This window comes from Halotalea alkalilenta DSM 17697 (assembly GCF_000621205.1).
Lineage (GTDB): Bacteria > Pseudomonadota > Gammaproteobacteria > Pseudomonadales > Halomonadaceae > Halotalea > Halotalea alkalilenta.
This window is the reverse complement of record NZ_JHYY01000023.1, coordinates 29148-50096: the sequence shown is the minus strand read 5'-3', so window position 1 is coordinate 50096 and position 20949 is coordinate 29148. Positions and strand designations below refer to the sequence as shown.

General features: G+C 65.9%; 23 protein-coding genes. 13 read left to right on the top strand and 10 right to left on the bottom strand.

Going from position 1 to position 20949, the window contains the following annotated elements:
- Positions 1 to 8: 8 nt before the first annotated feature.
- Both Q376_RS0103815 and cysB read left to right on the top strand, forming a co-directional pair.
- Complete coding sequence (locus tag Q376_RS0103815) at positions 9 to 317, top strand: winged helix-turn-helix domain-containing protein (protein ID WP_245598902.1); 309 nt, start codon at positions 9 to 11, stop codon at positions 315 to 317.
- Positions 318 to 679: 362 nt separating this feature from the next.
- Positions 680 to 1651, top strand: a complete 972-nt coding sequence (gene cysB, locus Q376_RS0103810) for an HTH-type transcriptional regulator CysB (protein ID WP_027349185.1) — start codon at positions 680 to 682, stop codon at positions 1649 to 1651.
- Positions 1652 to 1727: 76 nt separating this feature from the next.
- Here cysB and Q376_RS0103805 read toward each other — a convergent pair whose 3' ends face one another.
- The 3 genes from Q376_RS0103805 to Q376_RS21340 are packed head-to-tail and all read right to left on the bottom strand — an operon-like array spanning position 1728 to position 4609.
- On the bottom strand, positions 1728 to 2681 hold the full coding sequence (locus tag Q376_RS0103805; RefSeq protein ID WP_027349184.1) for an aliphatic sulfonate ABC transporter substrate-binding protein: 954 nt from the start codon (positions 2679 to 2681) through the stop codon (positions 1728 to 1730).
- On the bottom strand, positions 2681 to 3475 hold the full coding sequence (locus Q376_RS0103800; protein WP_027349183.1) for an ABC transporter ATP-binding protein: 795 nt from the start codon (positions 3473 to 3475) through the stop codon (positions 2681 to 2683). The genes Q376_RS0103805 and Q376_RS0103800 overlap by 1 nt, the downstream gene beginning before the upstream one ends.
- 24 nt (positions 3476 to 3499) lie before the next feature.
- Positions 3500 to 4609 carry an ABC transporter substrate-binding protein gene (locus tag Q376_RS21340; RefSeq protein ID WP_043446113.1) on the bottom strand — a complete coding sequence of 370 codons (1110 nt, stop codon included), beginning with the start codon at positions 4607 to 4609 and terminating at the stop codon, positions 3500 to 3502.
- Between the two features lie 208 nt (positions 4610 to 4817).
- Between Q376_RS21340 and Q376_RS0103785 the strand changes: the two genes are divergently transcribed.
- On the top strand, positions 4818 to 5849 hold the full coding sequence (locus Q376_RS0103785; RefSeq protein ID WP_027349181.1) for an ABC transporter permease: 1032 nt from the start codon (positions 4818 to 4820) through the stop codon (positions 5847 to 5849).
- A 115-nt stretch (positions 5850 to 5964) separates the two neighbouring features.
- Positions 5965 to 7110 carry an acyl-CoA dehydrogenase family protein gene (locus Q376_RS0103780; protein WP_155834134.1) on the top strand — a complete coding sequence of 382 codons (1146 nt, stop codon included), beginning with the start codon at positions 5965 to 5967 and terminating at the stop codon, positions 7108 to 7110.
- 36 nt (positions 7111 to 7146) lie between these two features.
- Here Q376_RS0103780 and Q376_RS21335 read toward each other — a convergent pair whose 3' ends face one another.
- Positions 7147 to 8103: an ABC transporter substrate-binding protein gene (locus tag Q376_RS21335; RefSeq protein ID WP_052364929.1), complete on the bottom strand. Its 957-nt coding sequence runs from the start codon at positions 8101 to 8103 to the stop codon at positions 7147 to 7149.
- A gap of 477 nt (positions 8104 to 8580) precedes the next feature.
- Here Q376_RS21335 and Q376_RS0103770 point away from each other — a divergent pair, with 477 nt between their 5' ends.
- From Q376_RS0103770 to yidD, 8 genes are all read left to right on the top strand, one after another.
- Entirely contained in the window at positions 8581 to 9498 is a 918-nt protein-coding gene (locus Q376_RS0103770; protein WP_155834132.1) for an ABC transporter substrate-binding protein, read from the top strand.
- Positions 9495 to 10133: a cysteine dioxygenase family protein gene (locus Q376_RS0103765; RefSeq protein WP_043446111.1), complete on the top strand. Its 639-nt coding sequence runs from the start codon at positions 9495 to 9497 to the stop codon at positions 10131 to 10133. The genes Q376_RS0103770 and Q376_RS0103765 overlap by 4 nt, the downstream gene beginning before the upstream one ends.
- The gene (locus tag Q376_RS0103760; RefSeq protein WP_052364928.1) at positions 10130 to 11782 is read left to right on the top strand and encodes a rhodanese-like domain-containing protein; all 1653 of its coding nucleotides are present in this window, start codon (positions 10130 to 10132) and stop codon (positions 11780 to 11782) included. The genes Q376_RS0103765 and Q376_RS0103760 overlap by 4 nt, the downstream gene beginning before the upstream one ends.
- A gap of 75 nt (positions 11783 to 11857) precedes the next feature.
- On the top strand, positions 11858 to 12955 hold the full coding sequence (locus Q376_RS0103755; protein ID WP_027349176.1) for an LLM class flavin-dependent oxidoreductase: 1098 nt from the start codon (positions 11858 to 11860) through the stop codon (positions 12953 to 12955).
- A 28-nt stretch (positions 12956 to 12983) separates the two neighbouring features.
- Positions 12984 to 13772 carry a class II aldolase/adducin family protein gene (locus tag Q376_RS0103750; protein ID WP_043446108.1) on the top strand — a complete coding sequence of 263 codons (789 nt, stop codon included), beginning with the start codon at positions 12984 to 12986 and terminating at the stop codon, positions 13770 to 13772.
- Positions 13773 to 13862: 90 nt separating this feature from the next.
- The gene (locus Q376_RS0103745; protein WP_027349174.1) at positions 13863 to 14333 is read left to right on the top strand and encodes a Fur family transcriptional regulator; all 471 of its coding nucleotides are present in this window, start codon (positions 13863 to 13865) and stop codon (positions 14331 to 14333) included.
- Between the two features lie 33 nt (positions 14334 to 14366).
- The gene (gene hisI, locus Q376_RS0103740) at positions 14367 to 14825 is read left to right on the top strand and encodes a phosphoribosyl-AMP cyclohydrolase (protein ID WP_027349173.1); all 459 of its coding nucleotides are present in this window, start codon (positions 14367 to 14369) and stop codon (positions 14823 to 14825) included.
- 22 nt (positions 14826 to 14847) lie between these two features.
- Entirely contained in the window at positions 14848 to 15129 is a 282-nt protein-coding gene (yidD, locus tag Q376_RS21330) for a membrane protein insertion efficiency factor YidD (RefSeq protein ID WP_052364927.1), read from the top strand.
- On the opposite strand, the gene Q376_RS0103730 is transcribed toward yidD, so the two are convergent.
- Both Q376_RS0103730 and Q376_RS0103725 read right to left on the bottom strand, forming a co-directional pair.
- Positions 15130 to 15546, bottom strand: coding sequence for a SufE family protein (locus tag Q376_RS0103730; RefSeq protein ID WP_027349171.1), 417 nt, complete (start codon positions 15544 to 15546; stop codon positions 15130 to 15132).
- A gap of 63 nt (positions 15547 to 15609) precedes the next feature.
- Positions 15610 to 16761, bottom strand: coding sequence for a tyrosine-type recombinase/integrase (locus Q376_RS0103725; RefSeq protein ID WP_425402422.1), 1152 nt, complete (start codon positions 16759 to 16761; stop codon positions 15610 to 15612).
- A gap of 226 nt (positions 16762 to 16987) precedes the next feature.
- Between Q376_RS0103725 and Q376_RS0103720 the strand changes: the two genes are divergently transcribed.
- The gene (locus Q376_RS0103720) at positions 16988 to 18388 is read left to right on the top strand and encodes an amidase family protein (RefSeq protein WP_027349169.1); all 1401 of its coding nucleotides are present in this window, start codon (positions 16988 to 16990) and stop codon (positions 18386 to 18388) included.
- 17 nt (positions 18389 to 18405) lie between these two features.
- Here the strand turns inward: Q376_RS0103720 and Q376_RS0103715 are convergent, their stop codons facing one another.
- The 4 genes from Q376_RS0103715 to Q376_RS21320 form a co-directional block, all read right to left on the bottom strand.
- Complete coding sequence (locus tag Q376_RS0103715) at positions 18406 to 18657, bottom strand: hypothetical protein (protein ID WP_027349168.1); 252 nt, start codon at positions 18655 to 18657, stop codon at positions 18406 to 18408.
- A gap of 250 nt (positions 18658 to 18907) precedes the next feature.
- The gene (locus Q376_RS0103710; protein ID WP_027349167.1) at positions 18908 to 19378 is read right to left on the bottom strand and encodes a nuclear transport factor 2 family protein; all 471 of its coding nucleotides are present in this window, start codon (positions 19376 to 19378) and stop codon (positions 18908 to 18910) included.
- A gap of 119 nt (positions 19379 to 19497) precedes the next feature.
- Complete coding sequence (gene cynS / locus Q376_RS21325) at positions 19498 to 19986, bottom strand: cyanase (RefSeq protein ID WP_052364926.1); 489 nt, start codon at positions 19984 to 19986, stop codon at positions 19498 to 19500.
- Complete coding sequence (locus tag Q376_RS21320) at positions 19983 to 20912, bottom strand: ABC transporter ATP-binding protein (RefSeq protein WP_043446105.1); 930 nt, start codon at positions 20910 to 20912, stop codon at positions 19983 to 19985. The genes cynS and Q376_RS21320 overlap by 4 nt, the downstream gene beginning before the upstream one ends.
- Positions 20913 to 20949 lie beyond the last annotated feature (37 nt).

Genomic DNA, 20949 nt, shown 5'->3' with positions numbered 1-20949 from the left:
GCCAGCGCATGTCCGTGACCATCAGCAAGACCCGCTCCAGCTTCTACCGCAGGCTCTATGTCGCCTGGCTGATCGACCAGGGTATCGCCAGCGTGCCGTCGATCACCGCATTCACCGGCATGCCGAGGCGCACCGCGCAGGACACCGTCGCCGCGCTCGAGGAGTTGGATATCCAATGCGCCTTCGAGCAGCGTGAAGGCGCCCGGCACCAGATGGGGGAGTACGTGATCCGCGATTGGGGGGCGATTCAGCGTGACTGGGTGAGCGAGCACATCGAGCGAATCGCCGCAGCGCTCGGATACCCGGTGCCGGAATAGAAAGGGAGAACGTATGTGGGAACCAGGATGAGCTTAGCTATCCATGCGTATGCGTGGGCCCAGCAGACCAGGCCATGCCATGGCACCCATCCAATTTAACATAATATATATTATGCGCATCGTCAGAGATCGAGGCTGAGAGAGAACACGGCTTGGTCCTGTGTCGGTCGCCACTCTAGTTTCACTCTCGATCCACCCGATCCACCCAGCTCCTGCGGCGAGCCCCCTGATTAATTCCAAAAGAGAATAATCGGAGTCGCTTTTATTCCTTACCATCAGAGTCGCGCTCGCGTTCAATATCCCCCTGGAACGAATAAGCATGCGCCCGAGTCATCGGGCCCTCCGTGGGGAGACAACGTCGGATGAAACTGCAGCAGCTGCGCTACATCTGGGAAGTCGCGGCCAACAACCTCAATGTGTCGCTCACCGCGAGCAACCTCTATACCTCTCAACCTGGAGTGTCGAAGCAGATTCGCCAGCTCGAGGAAGAGCTCGGCGTCGAGATTTTCGCCCGTCGCGGCAAGCACTTCAGCCATGTGACCGAAAGCGGCCAGCAGATCATCGATATCGCCGGCGAGATCCTGCGCAAGTCCGAAAAGATCAAGCGCATCGCCCAGGAGCACAGCGACGAGCGCAAGGGCAGCCTGTCGATCGCCACCACCCATACCCAGGCGCGCTACTCGCTGCCGCCGATCATCCAGGCCTTCCGCCGCCGCTATCCCGAGGTGTCGCTGCACATCCACCAGGGCACGCCGCGGCAGATCGGCCAGATGGTCTCGGACGGACAGGCCGACTTCGCCATCTGCACCGAGCCGCTCGACATGTACTCGGACCTGGTCTCGCTGCCGTGCTATCGCTGGAACCGCTGGCTGCTGGTTCCCGAGGATCATCCGCTGTGCGCGGTCGAACGCCCTACCCTTGCGCAGCTCGCCGAACATCCATTGGTGACCTACACCTTCGGTTTCACCGGGCGTTCACAGTTAGACGATGCCTTCGATGCGGCCGGGTTGACGCCCGATGTGGTGCTCACCGCGGTGGACGCCGATGTGATCAAGACCTACGTCCGCCTGGGTCTCGGCGTCGGCATCGTTGCCCACATGGCGATCGACGCGACCCAGGACGGCGATCTCAGGGCGATCGATGCAAGCCATTTGTTCTCCCACTCGATCACCCGGCTGGCGATACGCCGCGGCACCTTCATGCGCCGCTACATGTTCGATTTCATCCATCGCTTCGCGGCTCATCTCGATGCATCCACGGTAGAGGAAGCGCTGACGACCCCGAGTACCGAGGTCGAGAGGCTGTTTCGCGACATCGAACTGCCCATCCGCTGAGGCGCCGACGGGCCGAAGGCGACAGCGCCACGCACTGCCGCCTTCCATCGTGCTCAGCCCGCTCCGGGTTCGGGGCTCAAGGCGCCGGTCGCCACACCCCGATGCCGCGGACGTCGACCGGCCGGGGCAGCATGCCGGCTGCGAGAAAAGCGTCCGCCATCCGCTGCTGTACTTCGAGGGCGGCATCACCGACCGGTTCGACCGCGTAGCTGCGCCGCTGGTTGGCCTGCTCCACCGCCGAGACGTCGAGCCCGCCCCACAGCGGAGCGAGCCGCTCGGCGGCCTCCTGCGGATGCGCCTTGACCCAAGTCCCCTGTTGCTCAAGCGCCGTGTACAAGGTCTGCAGCACTTCGGGATGGGCATCGGCGAAGCGTTTGCTGGCCAAATAGAAGCGCCGATAATCGGCAAGCCCGTCGCTGCCGTCCAGCAGCGCGCGGGTGGGAATCGCTCGCTCGGTCAAGGTCAAAAACGGCTCCCAGGCGATCCAGGCATCGATGCTGTCGCGCTCGAACGCCGCGCGGGCATCCGCCGGGGCCAGGTAGCTGATCGACACGTCCCGCGGCTCGAGTCCTGCTCGCTCGAGCGCGGAAAGCAGGAAGTAGTGATTGCCGGCTCCCTTGGTCACCGCGATGCGCTTGCCGCGCAGGTCGTCTATCGACTCGATCGACGAATCACGCTTGACCAGCAGCGCCTGGGCCGAGGGAGACGGACGCTCGGTGGCGTAGACTTCGAGCTCGGCACCGGCCGCCTGGGCGAAGATCGGCACGACGTCGGCCACGTCAGCGCTGACATCGACACCGCCGACGTTGAGCGCCTCCAGCAGCGGCAGCCCGCTGGTGAATTCGTGCCACTCGATCTTGAAACCCTGCTCGGCGAGGCGCCGGTCCAGTTCACCGCTGTCGTGAAGCAGCGTGACCAGGGTCGAAGAGCGCTGGTAGCCGATCGAGACCGACTGCTCGGCGGCATGGACACTGCCGATTCCCAGCATGGCCAGACAGGCTGCCGAGGAGAGATATTTGAGACCGCGCATCAGGCCGCTCCGAGCAGTTCGAGGATCGCACGTCGCAGGGTGATCAGCCGGGGATCATCGCGACGCCGGGGATGAGCGATGCCGACCTCGATCGACTCGAGCAGCCTTGCCGGCCGGGGGCTGAATACCAGCACCCGGTCGGCCATCAGCAAGGCCTCCTCGACATCGTGGGTCACCATCAGGGCGCTGTACCGGCGCTCTTGCCAGAGCGACACCAGCTCGCCCTGCATCCTGATCCGGGTCAGGGAGTCGAGCTTGCCGAGCGGCTCGTCGAGGATCAAAAGCCGCGGCCGGTTGACCAAGGCGCGCGCCAGCGCGGCGCGGCTTGCCATCCCGCCGGAGAGCTGGCGCGGATAGGCCTTGGCGAAGCCCGCCAGGCCGACGCGTTCGAGCTCCTGGACCACGCGAAGACGCCCGTTATGGTCGAGTACGCCCTGGGCCTGGAGACCGAGCGCGACGTTGTCCGATACCGTCCGCCAGGGATAGAGCGTCGGGTCCTGGAAAACCACCACGCGCGATGGGTCCGGGGCGGTGACTGCAGCGTCGTCGGCGAGGATGTCGCCGCTGCGTGGGGTTTCCAGACCCGCGACCAAGCGCAGCAGCGTCGACTTGCCACAGCCGGATGGACCGAGCAGTGCGAGCGACTCACCCGGCTCAAGCTCGAATGAAACGTCGTCGAGCACGGCAAGCGTCTGCCCATCGAGCTCGAAGGCATGGCTGACGGCACGGATATCGAGATGCAGACCGCGCGAGCGGAGCGGCTCGGGCGGTGCGGCGGATGCTTGGCTCGCCATACGGCAGAGTCTCCTCGTGGCATATCAGGCGAAGACGTCGAAAGTGATCCCGTCGGCGAAGCGGCGCGAATCGGTACTGGGCCTCAGCACATCGATCTTCTTCAAGTCGTCGGCGTAATGGACGATTTCGTCGGCAAGCGCCGGCCCGGTGGCACTGTGTGCATGGGTATGGTCGCCGAGGATCGCCGCCGTCTCTTCGGCCGTGACGTTCACCGCGTGCTTGATGAACAGCTCGCCGACCTCCTGGCGATGTTCGGCGGCCCAGGCATGGGCATCGAGGATCGCCTGGGTCAATGCCGCAGCGGTGGGCGTGTCGTTGCGCACCAGCGTTCCGGTCATGCCGAGCACGCAGCAGCTGAGATTGGCGTAGTCCTCGACCAGGTTGTTGGAGATCTCGACGAAATCGCCCGAATCCAGCAGTCGATAGGCCCAGGGGTCGCTGCCGACCACCGCTTGCACCTCGCCCTTGCGTGCCGCCAGTCCGAGCAGGTCCGCGGGGTAGACACGCCAGTCGATCTCTCGGTTGGGGTCGACGCCATGGCGGTTGAGCATGATCGAGAAGAAATTCTTGCCGGGGTCGGCCATGTCGGTGACCGCCACGCTCCTGCCGCGCAGATCCTCCAGCGTGCGTACCTCGCTATCGGCCGCGGCGAGCAGACGAAGGCATCCGCCGTGGGTCCCCGCGGTGAGCTTGACGTCGAAACCCTGCTCGAGCGCCTTGAGCCAGCGCAGTGCCATACCGACGCCGGCATCCGCCTTGCCGCTGGCGATCGCCTCGAGCAGCACATCGGTGGAATTGCCGAAATTGACGTACTCGACGTCGAGATTGTAGCGGTCGAAGAACCCCTTCTCCTGTGCGATCGTCACCGGTGCGATACAGATCGCATTGGCATTGGTCGCAAGCGTTACCTGGCGGCGCTGCGGCAGCGCCCAGCGTGCACTGTCGGCTGAGCGATCCACGGCTTGGCCGTGCTGCGCCGCATGCTCGTGCGACTGTGCGAGCGCCTGTCGTGGCGCCAGCAGCGAAGCGAGGGGAACGCAGGCGGCAGCGGCACCAAGGCCTGCGCCTGCGCTAATGAAGCGCCGCCTTGAAAATGAGATTGCCGAGGGTCCACCCGCATCGAACCGAGTCATCGAGCCATGCTCCACTAGCCTAGAGAACAAACAAGCTAACCGCTGACCCGCGCCTGGTTAAATCATTTAACGTCATGTCGAAGTTTCGTGGGTGAAGATTTGCTTATAACTTCGACACGATATGTTTCATCTCATTTGGCTATTTATTTACCGGGCATTCGATTGAATAGAGTGAGTGGCTCTTTCACTGTTTCAAGACGGAGGCGCCATGACGGCCAGGACCATTACCCCGGCGGGCTCACGAATCGATGCCGAGCATGCAGCGGCTCGAGCCGGATACTGGCGCAGCGGCCTGGTCGCGGCGCTGGCCTGGGCCCTGCTCTATGCGTTGATGAAGCTCGTCCCTAACCAGGTGGTCGGCTTCGCAGAGCCCCTCTATGTCGCTCAGACCGATGCGATTGCGCTGATCATCGCCGCTGCGCTGTTCGTCGCGGTCGTCTTGAGCCGGCTGGATCCGCCGGTGATCGGCCGCCCGCTGCGGGCAATCCATCCAGCCGGTCCTTGGCTGATCGCCCTGGCGATTTTGTTCGGGCTGTGGGAACTCGTCACCGCGAAGCTTTCATTGCTCCCGGCGCCTTTCTTCGCCCCGCCCAATGCGCTGGTCGAGGCCTACGCTACCGACTGGTACCGCCTCGGCGACAGCGTGCTGCACTCGCTGCGACTGCTCGCGTTCGGATTCGCTCTCGGCGCCGTATCGGGCTTCTGCACCGGGGTGGCGATCGGCTGGTCGCGCGGGCTCGGCTATTGGGTTCACCCGATCCTGCGCTTTCTCGGCCCGGTGCCCTCCACCGCCCTGCTGCCGCTATCGCTTTACTTCTTCCCGTCGAGCTTCTCCGCCGCGATCTTCCTGATCGCCCTGGCCACCTGGTTCCCGGTCACCGTGCTGACCTGGTCGGGCGTGGCCAGCGTCGACACCGCCTATTACGACGTGGCCCGAACCCTGGGCGCGAAGCCCCGCTTTCTGATCCTGCGGGTAGCGGTCCCCGCTGCGCTGCCGCATGTCTTCGTCGGTCTGTTCATGGGGCTCGGTGCCTCGTTCTCGGTGCTGGTCGCCGCCGAAATGATGGGGGTCAAGGCCGGGCTCGGCTGGTACCTGCAGTGGGCCCAGGGCTGGGCGGCCTACCCCAACATGTACGCCGCGCTGATCGTCATGGCGCTGATCTTCTCCACCCTCATCACGGCGCTGTTCAGCGTCCGCGACCGCCTGCTCGCCTGGCAGAAAGGAGCGGTCAAATGGTGATGCCACACCTTGACCAAGTCCAAGCGCCGCTACACGCTGCATGACACACGACGCCGCCTTCCTCGATGAGTTATAGCTTTATCTACACGGCTTTCCTCCGACAGAGAGCATGACGATGCCCGAGCAGTTCGAATCCCCCCGCGCAGCGCTGAGCGATGAGGCTTTGGCGTCGCTCAGCGCTGCGCTGGCCGAAAGCGCCGAGCGCTATGATCGCAGCGGTGATTTTCCCCATGCCAATTTTCGCCTGCTCGCGGACGCAGGCCTTCTGGCGCTCACCGTGCCGGTGGAACACGGTGGCCAGGGTGCGACGCTTGCCGAGGTCCGCCGGGTGATCGGTGCGGTGGCGCGTGGTGAGCCATCGACCGCGCTGATCCTGGCGATGCAGTATCTCCAGCAACTGGAGCTGCACGCCAGTCCGCGCTGGCCGGCAGAGCTCAAGCGACGCCTGGCACGCGGTGCGATCGAGCATGGCGAGCTGATCAACGCACTACGGGTCGAGCCCGATCTCGGCACGCCGCTGCGCGGCGGAGTACCGGCCACTACCGCGCGGCGCAGTGGCGATCACTGGGTGATCAGCGGAGTGAAGCGTTACTCGACCGGCTTCCCGGGGTTGAGCTGGCTCAACGTCTGGGCCGCCAGTGACGATCCCGATCCGCTGGTCGGCTTTTGGCTGGTGCCGGCCGCATCGCCGGGGATCAGCGTCAGCGAGCGCTGGGACCATCTGGGCATGCGTGCCACCAACAGCCACGATGTGCGCTTCGACGAGGTCGAGGTGCCGCTCGATCATGCCGTCGACGTCCGCCCGTTGAGCGAGCTCGTGCCTTCCCAAGGCGACAAGACGCTGTGGCTCAACGTGCTGCTGTCCACGCTCTATGATGCGATAGCGCGCAACGCCCGCGACTGCTTCCGCGATTGGCTCCAATCGCGTGTGCCGACCAACCTGGGCGCGCCTTTGGCGAGCCTGCCGCGCTTCCAGGAGGTGCTCGGGCGGATCGATGGGCTGCTGTTCTCCAACCGGGTGCTGCTCGAGGCCGGCGAGCGCGACGAGCTCGACGGCGTGGAGGCGGCGCAGCTCAAGCGGCTGGTCTGCGAACAGGCGATCGAAGCGGTGTCGATCGCGATCGAGGCGAGCGGTAACCCTGGGCTATCGCGGCGCAGCGCCTTGGAGCGACACTACCGCGATGTGCTCTGCGCAAGGATCCACTCGCCCCAGGCCGACATCGTCTTGGTCCAGGCCGGCAAGGCGGCGCTGCGGCGATGATCCGATCGCCGCGCGTTGCCCTGCCCTGCATCCAGCTCATGGGCGCTCGGCGAAGAAGTCGTGGGCATCGAGGTGGGTGGGAATCAGCCCCGCCCGCTGGTAGAGGTCGATTACGTTCTGCTGGCGAGCCACCACCTCCGCGCTGATCGGCTCGGGCGTATTGTCGTTGCACTCGATGGTGGCAGCGGCGACGTCTAGAGGCAGTCCGGTCACCTTGGCGAACGCCTCGGCGTAGGCCTGCCGGTGCTCGCGCCCCCACTCTCGCGCCCGGGCCAACCGTTCGGCGAAGTCATCCAGCGCGGCGCGCTTCCCGGCGAGTGCCGTATCGCTTGCGACCAGGTAGGTCCTGCTGCGCAGGGTGGCGAGTTCCCGGGTGCCCTGCTGCTTGGCGGAAAACGACACATAGGGCTCCCAAGTACCGACCGCATCGACGTCGCCGCGGCTGAGCGCCAGCGATGCCTCGGCCGGGGTCAGGTAGACCAGCGAGACGTCATCCGCCGAAAGCCCCGCCTTGCCGAGCTGGTCGAGCACGATCAGATGCCCGACCGAGCCCCTGGCGACGCCGATCCGCTTGCCGGCGAGATCGCCGACCGAATGGATGTCCGCGTCGCCCGGCACGATGATCGACAGGCCATCGGAGTGGTAGGCCGACAGCGCCTTGGCTTCCAAGCCGGCGGCGATCGCGAAGGTCAAGGGAGCGTCGCCGACGCTGCCAGCGTCCAGCGAGCCGACCCGCAGCGCCTCGAGCAGCGGCGCCGCGCTGGCGAACTCGTGCCATTCGACCTGGTAGTCGGCGCCCTGCAAAGCGCCGGAGGCCTCGAGGATCGCCTGGGCATTGCCCTTCTGATCGCCGATCTCGAGCGTGGTGGCGGCCTGCGCCGGAAGCGCCGCCCACCAGGGCAGCGCGCAGAGCGAAAGCACCAGCCAGCGACGGCCCCAGCCGGAGCGAAGAGTGTCGGTGCGGTTGGTAAAAATCGGGATCGGGCCGGGCATCAGGCATCTTCCTTGGCAAGGGGTCGAGTGGATCCGCACCCACGCGTCGAGTCCGCGGATACGTTGGCCACACGCTATGGACTGACCCCGGCGCACTGAAATACTCATTTCAACTATTCAAATTCTCCGTATTCGCATGTTCAAGAATATCCGGAGATAAGCACCGTTCATATATCGCCGCTGCGGCGATGATTAATCGCACTATAACTAGATACCTCAAGACGAAATCAGCTCATGCGTAATACATATTTAGATCGTCGCCAACGACTGGTTACTCTCGAACTTCATCGCGGTTTCACCGATTCCTCTTTACTTCTCTCTGGTCCATTCTCGCCTATGCACCCTTCGCTACGCTGGTACCAAGCTCTCTCACCGCCCCGCCGTCGAACCGTCTCCCCTCGCGCAGGCCGGCAGCGCGGTTTCGTCCTGTGCGCGGTGTTCGCGCTCGCATCGAGTGCGGATCTCCTCGGCAGCCCGATGGCGCGAGCCGAGCAGCCGCCGGGCCGAACCACGCTGGTGCTGGGTGATCAGGTCAAGACCGTACAGACCCTGGTCGAGGCCGCCGGCGTGATGGAGAACGCGCCCTACGACTATCGTTGGGCGAGCTTCCAGGGCGCGGCGCCGCTGTTCGAGGCGCTTCGCGCAGGCGCGGTGGATACCGCGATGGCGGGAGACCTGCCGGTGCTCGCCGCCGCCAGCGGCGGCGCGCCAATGAAGATCATCGCCACTCGCCAGGGCGAACCCAGCTCGCTGGGGATCGTGGTCCAGCGCGAATCGCCGATCCGCTCGGTCGCCGAGCTCGAGGGGCGCCAGGTGGTGGTCTCCTCGGCGCGAGGCAGCATCTCCCAGTACCAGCTCTACGGCGCGCTGCGCGAAGCCGGGCTCGAGCCCGACGACGTCGAAGTACGTTTCGTCCTGCCCACCGATGCGATGGCGGCGTTCAACAGCGGCCAGATCGACGCCTGGGCGGTCTTCGATCCTTACTTCGCCATCGCCGTCGAGCAGGGGGCACGCGTGTTGCGCGACGGCGCCGGGATCAATCCCTCGCTTGGCTTCATCACCGCGGCCGAGGGCTCGCTTGAGGATCCGGCCAAGCGCGAAGCCATCGCCGACTTCCTCCAGCGCCTGGCGCGCGCCGGCGACTGGGCCCGCGCCAATCCTGAGCGCTATGCCGCCGCAGTAGCGCGCCAGACCCGGCTTCCAGAGCGTACCGCGCTCGAAGTCAGCCGCCGCTCCGCCTATGCCACCCGTGCCCTATCCGATCAGGACATCGCCACCTTGCAGCAGCTTGCTGACAGCGCGGTGCGCGACAGCATCCTTCCCCGCGCCATCGATGTGGCCGCGCTGAGCGATCAGCGGCTGCTCGAGCGTCAGCACGCCCCGGAGGCCCCATGACCGAAACGATCCGCTCCACTTCAAGCGCTGCGCTATCCCCCCGAGGCGGTATCGCTCGGCTACGCGACTTCGTGATCGATTTCTCGACGCTGCTCGATGCGGCGCCGAGCGAGGCGCAGATTCTCGACCAGGGCGGCGCGCTGCTGGCCAGCCTGGTACGCCATGACGACTGGCTGCCGGACGAGTACGCCGCTCCCCACCCCGAGCACTACAGCCAGTACCTGCTCTACGCCGATGCCAGCGAGCGATTCTCGGTGGTCAGCTTCGTCTGGGGTCCTGGGCAGCGCACGCCGATCCACGACCATGCGACCTGGGGGCTGATCGGCATGCTGCGCGGCGAGGAGCGCTCGCAGCGCTTCGTCCATGATCAGGGCCGCTGGCTGCCCCATCGCCATCCCGACCATCTGCGGCCCGGCGATATCGACCGGCTGTCACCGAGTGCCGGAGACGTCCACCAGGTCAGCAACGCGTTCGACGACCAAGTCTCGATCAGCATCCATGTCTACGGCGGCAACATCGGCGCGATCCGGCGCTCGGTATTCACCGCCGATGGCGAACGCAAACCCTTCATTTCCGGTTACTCGAACGATCGCATCCCCAATCTATGGGACAGATCCAAGGAGCACAGACCATGAGCGACGCCCTGCTGGGCAAGGCACCCTCCTCCACCGACCGCGCCGACGCCGTAGGCGTTGCGCTTCTCGACTTCGCAAGTGGCGTCGAGCGGATCAAGCGGCGGTTGATCGAAGGCGAAGAGATCGCACTGCTCGACGTCCGCGAGGAGGCCGAGCATGCCACTGGGCATCCCCTGTTCGCGAGCCACCTGGCGCTGTCGAATCTCGAGCTGCACGTGTACGCACGGCTGCCGAGACGCGAGGTGCCGATCGTGACCTTCGACGCCGGCGGCGATGATGACCGCGCGGTGCGCGCAGCGATCCGCCTGCGCGCGCTCGGCTACAGCGACGTGACGGTATTCGAGCAGGGAGTGGCCGGCTGGGTCGCAGGGGGTGGCGAGCCGTTCATCGATGTCAACGCACCGAGCAAGGCGTTCGGCGAGCTGGTCGAGAGCGAGCGCCATACGCCGTCGCTGTCGGCGGACGAGCTCAAGGCACTGATCGAAAGCGATACGCCGCCGGTGATCCTCGATGCCCGCCGCTTCGAGGAGTACCAGAACATGAGCATCCCCACCGGGATCAGCGTACCCGGTGCCGAGCTCGCGCTGCGGGTAGCGGCGCTGGCGCCGGACCCGGCGACTCGAGTGGTGGTCAACTGTGCCGGTCGTACCCGCAGCATCATCGGCACCCAGTCGCTGATCAACGTCGGCATCCCCAACCGGGTAGAGGCGCTGCGCAACGGTACCATCGGCTGGACGCTCGCCGGGCACGCCCTGGAGCATGGCCAGACTCGCAGCTACACCGACACCGCCGCTGCCCCCGAGCTGCGCGCCAAGGCACGCAGGCTGGCCGATCGCGCCGGGGTTCGTCGCGCCGATGAGCGCACACTTTCACTCTTTCGCGCCGATACCGCGCGCACCACCTACTACCTCGACGTGCGCAGTCCGCAGGAGTTCCTCGCCGGCCACCTGCCGGGGTTTCTCAGTGCCCCTGGCGGACAGCTGGTCCAGGAAACCGAGGCGGTGGCCAGCGTACGCGGCGCGCGGATCGTGCTCAGCGACGACGATGGCGTGCGGGCCAATCTCACCGGCCACTGGCTGGCGCAGATGAACTGGGAAGTATGGGTGCACGACCAGGTCGAGCCGCAGCGGTTGACCGCCCAAGGCGCGAAACCGTCGCTGCCGGCCCATCGCGAAGTGCCGCTGGTGACGCCGCGCCAGCTGGCGCAGTGGCTCGAAGACGGGGAGCCGGTCGGCGTGTTCGATCTGACCTCCAGCGCCAACTACGTCGCCGGCCACATTCCCGGCGCGGCCTACGTACAGCGCGCCGAGCTCGCCCGCCTGCTCGGTGCGGATCGTCCCGAACGGGTGGTGCTCACCTGCGGCAGCAGCCTGCTCGCAGGCTATGCCGCCGCCGAACTGCTCGACCTCGGTTTCGATGACGTCGCGGTGCTCGATGGCGGCAACCAGGCCTGGCGTTCGGAAGGACTGCCGCTGGAGAGCGGTGAGACCCGCCTGCTCTCAGCTCGCCGCGACCGCTATCGCCGTCCCTACGAGGGTCACGACAATCCGCGCGAGGCGATGGAAGCCTACCTGGAGTGGGAATTCGGCCTGGTCGAGCAGCTCGAGCGCGATGGCACCCACGGTTTCAAGGTGCTTGGCCCGGCCTGAGCCGGGCCAAGCACGGCCGCGAATTTTGCGCCATTCACCCCATGTCCGGCCCTCGAGGCCCAAGGAGTATTTTCCATGCCGGTTGAATTCATCGGTTTCGTCGGTAATCACGCAGGCTCCGAAAGCCTCGCCGCCGAAGGCGCACCGCTCGACCTGGATTACGTCGAGACCCTGGCCAAGGCCCAAGAGCAAGGCGGCTTCGATCGCGTACTGCTCGCCTTTCATTCCAACTCACCGGAGAGCCTGCTGGTCGCCCAGCACGTCGCCGCCCACACCCATCGGCTCGGCCTGATGATCGCCCATCGCCCGGGTTTCAATGCCCCGAGCATCGTCGCCCGTCAGCTCGCCACCCTCGACCACATCAGCCGTGGCCGGACCGCGGTGCACATCATCACCGGCGGCAACGACCAGGAGCTCAAGGCCGATGGCGACTACCTCACCAAGGCGCAGCGCTATGCGCGCGCCAATGAGTATCTCGACATCCTGCGCGCGGAATGGACCAGCGACGAGCCGTTCGACTATCGCGGCGCCTACTATCGCGTCGACGGCGCACACTCGCAGATCAAGCCGTTCGACCGCGGCCGTGGCATTCCGGTCTACTTCGGCGGTGCCTCCGACGAGGCGATCGAAGTCGCCGGCCGGCACGCCGATATCTATGCGCTATGGGGCGAAAGCCTGGCCCAGGTCGATGAGCTGCTCAACCGCGTGCGCGAGGCTGCCCGCATCCATCGGCGCTCGCCGCGCTTCAGCCTGTCGCTGCGTCCGATCATCGCCGATACCGAAGAGGCGGCCTGGGACAAGGCGCGGCGGATTCTCGAGCGGGCTCGGGCGCTGCGTGGCGACCGTGCCTATACGCCGCCACAGAATGCCGGCTCCCAGCGGCTGCTCGAGGCGGCCGCCAAGGGTGAACGGATCGACCAGAGGCTTTGGACCGGGATCGCCGCGCTGACCGGTGCCCAGGGTAACTCAACCGCGCTGGTCGGGACCCCGGAGCAGGTCAGCGAGGCGATGCTCGACTACTACGATCTCGGCATATCCACCTTCCTGATCCGCGGTTTCGATCCGCTGGTCGATGCGATCGACTATGGTCGCGAGCTGCTGCCGCGGGTGCACGCCAAGGTGGCCGAACGCGAGAGAACGACGCAGCTTTCAGCGGGGCTCGCCTCGGCCTGATCCCCCTTCATCTTCAGTGGAGAACCCCATGAGTAGCGCTACGGCACAATCGCCACGTCCAGGTTTCGCTCTGCACTACCGCGAGAGCTCGAGCGACATCGAAGCGGAGCGGCTGCATCGCAAGCAGCGCTTGGCGGCGACCTTTCGTCTGTTCGCCCGCTATGGCTTCGACCAGGGACTCGCAGGCCACGTCACCGTGCGCGATCCCGAGTTTCCCGAACGCTTCTGGATCAATCCGCTCGGCCAGCACTTCGCGACGATCCGGGTCAGCGACCTGCAGCTGGTCGACCATCGAGGCGAGATCCTGATCGGCGATCGCCCGATCAACAACGCTGGATTCGTGATCCACTCGGCAATCCACGCAGCCCACCCGGAGGTCCTTGCCGCCGCCCACACCCATTCGACCTACGGCAAGGCGTGGGCGGCGCTGGGGCGCCGGCTCGATCCGATCAGCCAGGACGCTTGCGCGTTCTTCGACGACCATGAGGTATTCGATCCGTTCAGCGGGGTCGTGCTCGAACCGAGCGAAGGCGAGCGGCTCGCCGCCACCCTGGGCCGGCGCAAGGCGCTGATCCTCAAGAACCATGGGCTGCTGACCGTGGGACCTACGATCGAGGCGGCGGCCTGGTGGTTCATCAGCATGGACAACGCGGCGCGCACCCAGCTGCTCGCCGAGGCGGCCGGAGCAGTGCAGCCGATCGACGAGCAGACGGCGCGGCTGACCGCAAGCCAGGTCGGCACCCACAAAGGGGGCTACTTCAGCTTCCAGCCGCTCTATCAATGGATCACCCAGGCCGAGCCGGAGCTGCTCGACTAGGTGACGAAGGAGCCTCCCGCCGGAGGACGTGACGAGCCGATGTGGCGAAGTGGTATACTATTGCGTCACTGGTCGCGTCCGGGAGACTCCATGCACTGTGATCATACGGCCTCGGCCGAACAGCTGGTCGATATCGCCGAACAGCGCTGTCGGGAACTGGGGGTGCGCTTTACCCCGATTCGCCGCCGCGTGTTCGAGCTGGTCAGCGATACGCCGGGGGGGCTCAAGGCCTACGAACTGCTGGATCGCCTCTCCACCGAACACGCCTCGGCGCGCCCGCCGACGGTCTATCGCGCGCTCGACTTCCTGATGGAGCAAGGGCTGGTCCACCGCATCGAGTCGCAGAACGCCTTCGTCGCCTGCCCCTGCCCCGAGCCGCGTCCCGACCATCACGGCGGTTTCCAGCTGATGATCTGCCGCGCCTGCGGACGGGTGGAGGAGATGCACCGGTTGGAGGTCACCGCGCTGATGTCGCAGCTGGTCGCCGAGCATGGCTATACCCTCGAGCGCCAGACCGTCGAACTGGTCGGCCTCTGCCCAGACTGCCGCTCGGCGGCCTGAGCCGCCCTCCTCGCTCCTTTTCGCTTTCGATCCATGGAGAAATCAGTTTTGTCCGCCGCCACTTTCAAAGCCCTCGAAACCGCCGCGCCAGGTGATCGGCTCGCCCTCGACGCCCTGCTCGACGCGATGCCCTGGAACGAAGATGGCCTGGTTCCGGCGATCGCCCAGCAGTACGACGACGGTGAGGTGCTGATGATGGCGTGGATGAATCGCGACACCCTGCTCGAGACGCTGCGCGAACGGCGGGTCTGCTACTGGTCGCGCTCGCGCGCCAAGCCCTGGCGCAAGGGAGAGAGCTCGGGACAGGTGCAGCAGCTGGTCGAGGCCTACCTCGACTGCGACGGCGATACCCTGCTGCTCAAGGTCGACCAGACCGGGCCTGCCTGCCATACCGGCCGGCACAGCTGCTTCTATACCCGACTCGATGGCGACGGCGGCGAAGTGATCAGCGCGCCGCTGATCGACCCCGCGACCCTGTATGGCCCGCGCTGAACACTCACGACTGGCACGCTGGATGAGCCGCCCGCTGATCTGGCTGGTGCGGGGCTACCAGTACCTGATCAGTCCGGTCCTCGGTCCGCGCTGTCGCTTCTGGCCGAGCTGCTCGAGCTATGCGATCGAGGCGCTCGAGACTCACGGGCCGCTGCGCGGAGGCTGGCTGGCGCTGAAGCGAATCCTCAAGTGCCACCCTTGGCACCCTGGCGGGGTCGACCCAGTGCCTTCGAGACCAGTGCCTTCGAGAAAGCCACCGCCGCGGGATGAAGACGGCTGCGACTGCCGTCGGCGGCAACGCTGATCAGCCCCGCGCTTCGCGCTCGGCGACCTGGTAGATGTGGGCGAGCATCGCGTGCAGCCCGTTGTTGCGGGTGGGCGAGAGGTGCTGCTCGAGGCCGAGCTGCTTGAACGCGTCGGGCGGGGTCGCGAGGATCTCCTCGGCGGAGCGATCGTTGTAGATCCGCATCACCACGGCGATCAGGCCGGCGACGATCGCCGCGTCGGAGGTGGCATCGAAGTGCAGCACTTCGCCCTCGCGCTGGTGGTGGATCCAGACATTCGACTGGCAGCCCTCGATCCGGTACTGCGCGACCTTCCACTCGTCCGGCAGCGGCGGCAGCTCCCTGCCAAGATCGATGATGTACTGATAGCGGTCCATCCAGTTGTCGAAGAAACCGAACTCTTCGATCAGCTCGGCCTTGGCCTGTTCGGTGCTCATGCCTGCTCCTTGGAAAAATTGGCCGCGATTATAGCGCTCCCCGCGCTTGCCCGGGAGGCTGGTTCATCCGCTGGGTTCGAGCCGATGGCCGGCCACCTGCCGCTGCCATTCCTCGGCTTCGGTGTGCAGGTAGCGCGCGGTGGTGTCGATGCGTGCGTGTCGCGCGCTCTGCGCCAGGTAGCGCAGCTCGACGCCGTGCTGGGCCTGGTGGGTGAGCGATGTGTGGCGTAGCCAGTGCGGCGTCGCGGCACGCAGCGCGGCCAGCTGCTCGGGGCGAGCGTCGCCTCTTCGTTCGAGCGCCTGCGCCGCAGCCAGGAAGACGGCCTTGATCAGCCGGTAGAGCTGGTTGTCGCCGAGCGGACGCTCGCCATCGAGGCCGCGCAGCAGCGGCTGGTGCTCGAAGGCTCCCGGCTGCGCCGCAAGCCCCAGTTCGCCACGCCAGACGGCCAGCGCTTCGAGCATCTCGTCGGGCACCGGTAGCGCCGCTCGCTTGTCACCCTTGCCGGTCACCTCCCACCACCAGTGGCCTTCACGCAGACGAAAGTCGCTCATCCGGGCGGCGGCGATCTCACTGATCCTCGGCGCGAGCAGATAGGCGAAGGCGAACACGAAGCGGATCCGCTGGGCCTCGAAACGCGGCCTCCCCGGCGGCGCTGCGGCGGCGCGCTGATCGATCCAGTGCCAGAGCCAGTTCCACAGCGGCCGCTCCAGGTAGCGTTCGACCCGACCTTGGCGATTGTCGAGCCGCCGTCCCTTGTCGCGGACCAGCCGGAACGGATTGTGCGCCACCCAGCCCGCCTCCTGCAGCCATGCGAACATTCCCTGCAGGATCACCAGGCTCTGGCGCCGGCTGGCGGCACCGAGCGGACCGCGAAAAGGACGCCAGTCCGGGTCGCTGCGCCGCCTGGTCGGGCCTATCCAGCGCTCGCTCGGGCGCGGGTCGGCGAGAAAGGCCTCGAAGTCGGCGAGCCGTCTTCGGTCGAGTTCGGCGAGTCCGAGTCCATGATCCGCAAGCCATAGCAACAGCCGCTCGGCCTCCTTGCGGTAGTGGCGCTGGGTCCGTGGACTGAGCCGGTACTCGGCAAGCCACAGGCCTACCGCGGCCACGTCGTGCTCGGCATCGATCCGTGCCCCGGCGGGCGCGGGGCGCATGAGCCCGGTGCCCGTCGCTTCTAGCGGCAGGCGCAGCGCGACTTCTCCTCTGGGCTCGGTCACCGTTGCTCCTTGTTCATCCATTCAGTGGTCGATGCGACGCTGACAGTCTAGCGCCGCGCAGGCGCCGGCCCAAGCGACTTGGCTGTTGTACTATGACGACTGGACTCGAACGTGGACGAGTGCGTCGACTCGGCGACATCCATATCAACGTCCACCGCGACATCGAATAACGACCATCGACGATAATCATCGACATTAGCCATCGACAACGACAAGGAGCAGATCGATGAGTGAAGTATGGCGCCTCTCGGCGACTGAACTAGCGACACGCATCCGCGGTCGTGAAATCTCGGCATCGGAGGCCGCCGAGGCCGCGCTGTCCCGGCTCGACCAGGTCAATCCAGCGATCAACGCGGTCGTCGACCACGACCCTGAACAAGTGCTGCGCTGCGCTCGCGAGATCGATGCCCGGCTGGCCGAGGGTGAGCGGCTCGGCCCGCTCGCCGGTGTGCCGATCACAGTCAAGGTCAATGTCGACCAGCAGGGATTCGCCACCACCAATGGGGTGAAGCTGCAGCGTGAGCTGATCGCTGAACAGGACAACCCGGTGGTCGCCAATCTGAAGCGCGCCGGTGCGGTCATCGTCGGGCGTACCAACACCCCGGCGTTCAGCTACCGCTGGTTCACCGACAACCTGCTCCACGGCGCGACCCTCAACCCACGCGATCCAAGCCTGACCCCGGGCGGCTCGTCCGGCGGTGCCGCGGCGGCGGTCACCGCGGGCATCGGCCATCTTGCCCATGGTACCGACATCGCGGGGTCGATTCGCTACCCTGCCGCGGCCTGCGGCGTCCACGGGCTGCGTCCCAGCCTGGGCCGAGTGCCGGCCTTCAACGCCTCCTCACCGGAGCGCGGCATAGGACCGCAGCTGATGGCGGTCTCGGGCCCCCTGGCTCGCAGCGTCGCCGACCTGCGCCTCGGACTCGAGGCGATGGCGAGCTTCGATCCCCGCGATCCCTGGTGGGTGCCAGCGCCGCTGACCGGGCCGCAGGTGGAGAAGAGAGTCGCGTTGTGCACTCATCCGGACGGCATGGAGACCGCCCAGGTGCTGGTCGACGCGCTCGAATGCGCCGGGTCGGCCCTTGCCGAATCGGGCTGGCAGGTGGAGCGCCTCGAGCGCCTGCCGCCGCTCGAGGAGGCGGCGAAGCTTCAGGTCAAGCTATGGATGGGGGATGGTTTCGAGGCGATGTGGCGCGCGGCCGAGCGCGAGAACGACCCCGGTGCGCTGGCCGCGCTCGATGGTCAGCGCAGGGTGGCGGAGAGCTTGACCTTGCCGGACTTTTCCGCGGCGCTCACTCGCCGGGCGAGCCTGATCCGCGAATGGCAGCTGTTCCTGGTTCGCTATCCGGTGGTGCTGCTTCCCAATGGGGCTGAGCCTGCGTTTCCCAACCAGCTAGATCTCAGTGGCGAAGAGGGCTACCGGAGAGTCTGGAGGTCGCAAATGCCGCAGATCGGCATTCCCTTGCTCGGGCTGCCGGCGCTTTCACTGACCACTGGGCTCGAGGGCAGCGTTCCCGTCGGCGTGCAGCTGCTCTCCTCGCGCTTTCGCGAGGATCTCTGCCTCGCCGCCGCCGAAGCGATCGAGGCCGCCGGCGTACCGGCGGCCCCGATCGATCCCCTCGTCTGACGGTTACAGGCTCAGGGTCACGCCCTGAGCCGCTGAGGCTCCTCGAGCAGCACCATGGTGATCGCACGTAGTGGATTCGCATCACGGGCGCTGCGGGTACGCCCGGTCGCGATCCACTCGCTGCCATTCCAATGCACCGAGATGTGGCGCTCGAAGGCAATCGCCATGGTGGTCTCTATCTCGTTGAGGTAATCACAGGCCGGATACATCGGCAGCTGTTCGGCCAGCGCGGCATTGAGCTCTTCGTTGGTCATCATCGATATACTCATCCCCCACCTCCTGCTTTCTTCCCTGCGAAGTGGATCTCCCCTGACCAGTTGACCACAAGGCCTTGGGGCGAAGGGCTGCGCTTCTCGACTGAAATGAGCGCCGCCCTCAAAGAGATATAGTCGGCGTCGCAGATTCGCTCCAGTTTCAAGCGTTTGTGTCACTTTGCCGTGACGGCCCCGCTCGATCGCGCGGCCGGGTCCGGCACCCGGCGCTCAGGACGAATGCAAGTGCGCGGTGAGGCCAATCGAATCAAAGCCCGAGCTCGGTGAGGCCTGGGAAATCGTCCGGACGGGGGCCGCCGCCCCAGGTGAACCGCCGCTCGTTCGGGCGAATCTCGACGTCGTTGATCGAGGCTTCGCGCCGGCGCATCAGGCCATCACCATCGAATTCCCACTGCTCGTTGCCGTGGGAGCGGAACCAGCGGCCATCAGCGTCGCGCCATTCATACTGGAAACGTACCGCGATGCGGTCGGCGTGGAAGGCCCATAGCTCCTTGATGAGCCTGTAGTCGAGCTCTCGCTGCCACTTGCGGGTAAGGAATTCGATGATCGCCGCGCGGCCGGAGAAGAATTCGGCGCGGTTTCTCCATACGCTGTCCGGGGTGTAGGCGAGCGCGACCTTTTCCGGCTCTTGCAGGTTCCAGGCATCTTCGGCCCTGCGGACCTTCAGCACGGCGCTGTCGAGATCGAACGGCGGCAGGGGTGGTCGTTGTGACGTCATGGCCGGGCTCCTTCACTGGTGATGGAGACTCGTCTTCACGAGTACGAGGCGATCGGCGGCACAGTCGAGGCTCCGCGCCGCCGTGGATCGAACGCGCGCGCTCGATTTGCCTTCGAGCGCTACTTCTCCTTGCAGCCCAGCGCAGGCGCGCCCTCCTCCGGCTGATGGTAGCGATAGGGCAGGAACTTGCCGGACATCACGATCCTGACCCGGTCACCGGCCTCGTTCGGCTCCCGTTCCATCGACAAATCGAAATCGATCGCCGACATGATGCCGTCGCCGAACTCCTCGTGGATGTACTCCTTCATGGTTGGGCCGAAGACCATCATCGCCTCATGGAAACGGTAGAGCGTCGGATCGGTCGGGGGCACGAGGCTCTGCTCTGCGCGGTACGGTACCTCCCCGAGCATCTTCTCCTCGGCGGCGCTGAGGCCGAAGAGTTCGGCGGCCTTCCTCGCTTGCGGAGGCGGCAGGCGCATCTGGCCGAGCAAGGCGGTCATGATGTAGAGCTGCGAATAGCCACCGATCGTCTCGGCGATGCTCTTCCAGCTGAGATCGCCATCGCGCTTTGCGTCGAGGATCTTCTCGGTCAGTTCGGTGCGTTTCATGGTGATTCGTCCTTGGTCGGATGGGTTGAAACCGAGGGTGATGAAGCGGAAAAGCGTGAAGCGGTGCAGCCGGCTGGGCGAACCCTCGGTACGCTGCGCGCGCTCCACTCGCGGCCTTCGTCGAGCTCGTCATCGAAGTTCGCCGAACGGGTGACGAGGAAGTCCATCAGGTGGTTGCGGATGTCGTAGTAGCCAGGCAGCCGGTGAAGGTCACGCCGGATGCGCTCTCGCGGCAGGGTGTTCTCGACGATCTCGGCGAACCTTGCCTGGGGGCCGTTGGTCATCAGCACGATCTTGTCGGCAAGGTAGATCGCCTCGTCGACGTCGTGGGTGATCATCATCACCGTCTGGTCCGAGTCCAGGCAGATCCGCCTCACCTCGTCCTGCAGCGTCCCTCGTGTCAGCGCGTCGAGCGCTGAGAACGGTTCGTCCATCAATAGCGTCTTAGGCTCCAGGGCCAGCGCTCGAGCGATGCCGACGCGCTGCTTCATGCCGCCGGAGAGCTCGGCCGGGCGGCGCAGCGCCGATTTGGTCAGCCCGACCAGTTCGATGAAGCGCATCGCGTGCTCGCGCACCCGCTCCCTTGACCACTTGGGATGGCGAGCCCCGACGGCATAGGCGACGTTGCCGAGCACCGTCATCCAGGGCAGCAGCGCATGGCCCTGGAAGATCACCGCGCGATCGAGCGAAGGCCCGGAGATCTCCTTGCCGTCGACGATCACCACCCCCGAGGAGGGCTGGTCGAGGCCGGCGAGAATGTTGAGCACGGTGGTCTTGCCGCAGCCGGAATGGCCGATGATGCAGACGAACTCGCCGCGGTCGATCGAAAGCCAGACATCCTCGAAGATGGTCAGCGGCGCGCCCCCCTTGCTCGGATAGCGTTTGGCGATGCCTTCGATGGAGATGAGCTTGTGGTTGGCCGACATCGGGATTTCCATTTCAGCGCTGCGCTGAGTACGGGTG